Origin of the sequence: Shigella sp. FC1544, from assembly GCF_001722145.1 — a bacterium.
Classification (GTDB): Bacteria; Pseudomonadota; Gammaproteobacteria; order Enterobacterales; family Enterobacteriaceae; genus Escherichia; species Escherichia coli.
The window spans coordinates 1-3,290 of the sequence record NZ_MECT01000186.1 but is presented as its reverse complement, the minus strand read 5'-3'; the positions used below and the strand labels follow the sequence as shown (position 1 = coordinate 3,290).

The 3,290-nt window shown below is 52.5% G+C and carries 4 protein-coding genes and 1 pseudogene; all 5 read left to right on the top strand.

Annotation, left to right across the window (positions count from 1 at the left end; translation table 11 throughout):
• Positions 1–507, top strand: a 507-nt coding sequence (locus BGK49_RS11125) for a phage N-6-adenine-methyltransferase (protein ID WP_069375744.1), incomplete at its 5' end; no start/stop codon positions are given.
• A pseudogene (locus BGK49_RS11120) lies at positions 504–893 on the top strand (RusA family crossover junction endodeoxyribonuclease). The gene BGK49_RS11125 and the pseudogene BGK49_RS11120, both read left to right, overlap by 4 nt.
• Before the next feature lie 19 nt (positions 894–912).
• Entirely contained in the window at positions 913–1,722 is an 810-nt protein-coding gene (locus BGK49_RS11115) for a KilA-N domain-containing protein (RefSeq protein ID WP_001061419.1), read from the top strand.
• A gap of 7 nt (positions 1,723–1,729) precedes the next feature.
• On the top strand, positions 1,730–2,719 hold the full coding sequence (locus tag BGK49_RS11110; protein ID WP_005041034.1) for a DUF968 domain-containing protein: 990 nt from the start codon (positions 1,730–1,732) through the stop codon (positions 2,717–2,719).
• A 17-nt stretch (positions 2,720–2,736) separates the two neighbouring features.
• Positions 2,737–3,117, top strand: coding sequence for an antiterminator Q family protein (locus BGK49_RS11105; protein WP_001204806.1), 381 nt, complete (start codon positions 2,737–2,739; stop codon positions 3,115–3,117).
• The last annotated feature ends 173 nt before the right edge of the window (positions 3,118–3,290 follow it).

Here is a 3,290-nt window from a genome sequence, read left to right as displayed (position 1 = left end):
ACTGACGGTGATAACGCCAAATGTGCCGCGTATTACACGGCGGAAGACAACGCGCTGGCGCATGACTGGTCAGAACGTCTTGCGGAGCTTAAAGGTGCTGCCTTTGGCAATCCCCCGTACAGCCGCGCCAGTCAGCATGAGGGGCAATACATCATCGGCATGCGTTACATCATGAAGCATGCCAGTGCCATGCGTGATAAAGGCGGGCGCTATGTTTTCCTGATCAAAGCTGCCACCAGCGAAGTGTGGTGGCCGGAAGATGCAGATCATATTGCTTTTATTCGCGGGCGTATTGGTTTTGAACTGCCTGCCTGGTTTATCCCGAAAGACGAAAAGCAGGTGCCAACAGGTGCTTTCTTCGCTGGTGCTATTGCTGTTTTTGACAAGACCTGGAAGGGACCGGCAATCAGCTACATCGGGCGCGATGAACTTGAGGCATGTGGTGAGGCATTTCTGGCGCAGGTTCGCCAGCAGGCGGAAAAACTGGTCAGGGAGATGGTGGCATGAAGCTAATACTGCCTTTTCCGCCCAGCGTGAACACGTACTGGCGACACCCCAACAAAGGGGCGTTTGCTGGTTAGAGCCTGATAAGCGCGGCGGGGCGAAAATTCCAGAGCGCGGCGTGCGCAGCAATAGTTGAGCAGTTACGTCGTCTGCCGAAACCAACGTCGGCACCTGCTTCAGTGGAGATCGTGTTGTTTCCTCCGGATAACCGGATCCGCGATCTGGACAACTATAACAAGGCGCTGTTTGACGCCCTGACCCACGCGGGTGTGTGGGAAGACGACAGTCAGGTGAAAAGAATGCTGGTGGAGTGGGGACCGGTTATCCCGAAAGGGAAGGTCGAGATCACTATCAGTAAGTACGAGAAAACGGCGGGTGCAGCCGCCTGATCAAGAGGAGAAACGAAGTATGAATAATCTGATGGTCATTGATGGTATTGAAGTTCGTCGTGATGCTTATGGGCGTTACAGCCTGAACGATCTACATCGCGCAGCAGTAGCATCTGGTGCAAATGCCAGAACCAAGGAGCCGGGAAAGTTTATTTCCAGCCAACAAACTGTTGAGCTTGTTCATGAATTGACCAACACCCAGAATTTGGGTGTTGACCCGGTGAGTATGATTCATGGGGGAAATGAACGGGGAACGTATGTCTGCAAGGAACTGGTGTATGCCTATGCAATGTGGATCAGCCCGTCATTCCATCTGAAGGTGATCCGTACTTTCGACATGGTAACCAGCGCACCGGAAAAATTATCCGGACAGGCTGCTGACAAGATGCAGGCTGGTGTGATTCTGCTGGACTTTATGCGCCGGGAATTAAACCTGTTTAACTCTTCAGTGCTTGGTGCCTGTCAGAAACTCCAGGAGGCTGTTGGCTTACCGAATCTGGCACCGCGCTATGCCATTGATGCTCCTGCTGACGCGCCTGATGGCTCAAGTCGCCCCACGCTGTCGCTGAGTGCACTGCTGAAACAGTATGGTATCCGCCTTACGGCTAATCAGGCATATCACCAGATGGTGAAGCTGGGGATCGTCGAGCAGCGCGAACGATACAGCCGTACCGCGATTAACAACATCAAAAAATTCTGGTCGCTGACAGCGAAAGGCTGCATGTTCGGCAAGAACATCACCTGTCCTGCAAATCCGCGCGAGACGCAGCCGCATTTCTTCGAATCCCGATTCCCTGAGCTGTTAAAGCTGCTCGATACCGTTCATTGAGGTGACCGTGAGAGCACTACTGACCCCTGAAATTGCCCCGCGTATGGGGATCGTATTGTTCAGACCAGGTTCAGAGCTGATGCCCCTGTTTATGCAGGGGCGTGTCCTGCTGGAGCCTGAGCCGGAGCGTTATTCATCTTTCGCCAGTGGTGCCGTTCCGGCGGCATCACAACCGCTGGCGGATGATCCTGACGTTCGGGCCGTGTTCCGCAATGAGGAAGTGATCCGTCGTGCTGGTGGCGTGGAATGTCTTGAAAGCTGGTTACTTCGTGAAAAAGGCTGCCAGTGGCCTCATTCCGACTGGCACAGCGAGAACATGACCACAATGCGACACGCTCCGGGTGCAATCCGTCTGTGCTGGCACTGCGATAATCAGCTGCGCGATCAGTTCACGGAACGGCTGGAATCAATGGCAACGGATAACTGTGCCCGCTGGGTGTTGTCTGTTGTGCGTCGGGATCTCGGTTTTGATGACAGTCACGTTGTGACAATGCCGGAACTGTGCTGGTGGCTGATTCGTAATGATCTGGCGGATGCCTTACCGGAAAGTGCAGCCCGTAAGGCACTGAGATTACCGAAGCCTGTTGTGCCGACTGTTACCCGGGAAAGTGACCTTGTGCCTTCGGTTCCTGCCACCAGCATCATCCAGGATAAGGCGAAAAAGGTGCTGGCGCTGAAAGTGGATCCGGAGTCGCCGGAGTCTTTTATGTTACGCCCAAAACGTCGCCGCTGGGTTAATGAAAAGTACACGCGCTGGGTTAAGACACAGCCGTGTGCATGTTGTGGAAAGCCCGCTGATGATCCCCACCACCTGATAGGTCACGGTCAGGGGGGAATGGGTACAAAAGCGCATGACCTTTTTGTGTTGCCTTTGTGCAGAAAACACCATGACGAACTGCATGCGGATACCGTGGCATTTGAAGAGAAGTATGGCTCCCAACTGGAGCTGATATTTCGTTTTATCGATCGCGCGCTGGCGATTGGTGTGCTGTCCTGATTTTGTGGAGAAAGTTGATGCGTGATATTCAGATGGTTCTTGAACGCTGGGGGGCATGGGCTGCAAGTGGTAACACCGGGGTGGACTATTCTCCGATCGCTGCCGGATTCAAAGGACTTTTACCATCTGCCACTAAACCACGTCCGGCCTGCTGCGATGATGACGGACTTATCATTGAAAACTGTCTTGCTCGTCTGAAGCAGAAAAAACCTGAGGAGTATTCGCTTCTCATTGCTCATTATTTGTTGCGAATATCAAAAAGACAGATAGCCAGGACGAGAAAGAAAAGCGAAAAAGCAATACGAATTGAGATGCAGATAGCCGAAGGGTTTATTGACGGATGTTTGTCTGTGCTGGGGGTAAGACTGGAGATGGACGACTGGCTGCTAAAAAAGTAAAAAATGATTAGTGCGGTCCGCAAAAAGTATGTCAGTATGTTAAGATTGGTCACTCCGTCATACAGCTTAAACCTGCCGCCTGGCGGGTTTTTTATGACTGAAATCGCGTCAGTACAGTAAACGCGCTGGTGGCGGTGAATACCTGTCTTTCAGCTTGCTGGCTTTTTCGACAA

Excerpts from the sequence above, each read along its gene's own strand:
- BGK49_RS11105 (WP_001204806.1), top strand. The coding sequence starts at position 2,737 with ATGCGTGATATTCAGATGGTTCTTGAACGCTGGGGGGCATGGGCTGCA.
- BGK49_RS11115 (WP_001061419.1), top strand. The coding sequence starts at position 913 with ATGAATAATCTGATGGTCATTGATGGTATTGAAGTTCGTCGTGATGCT.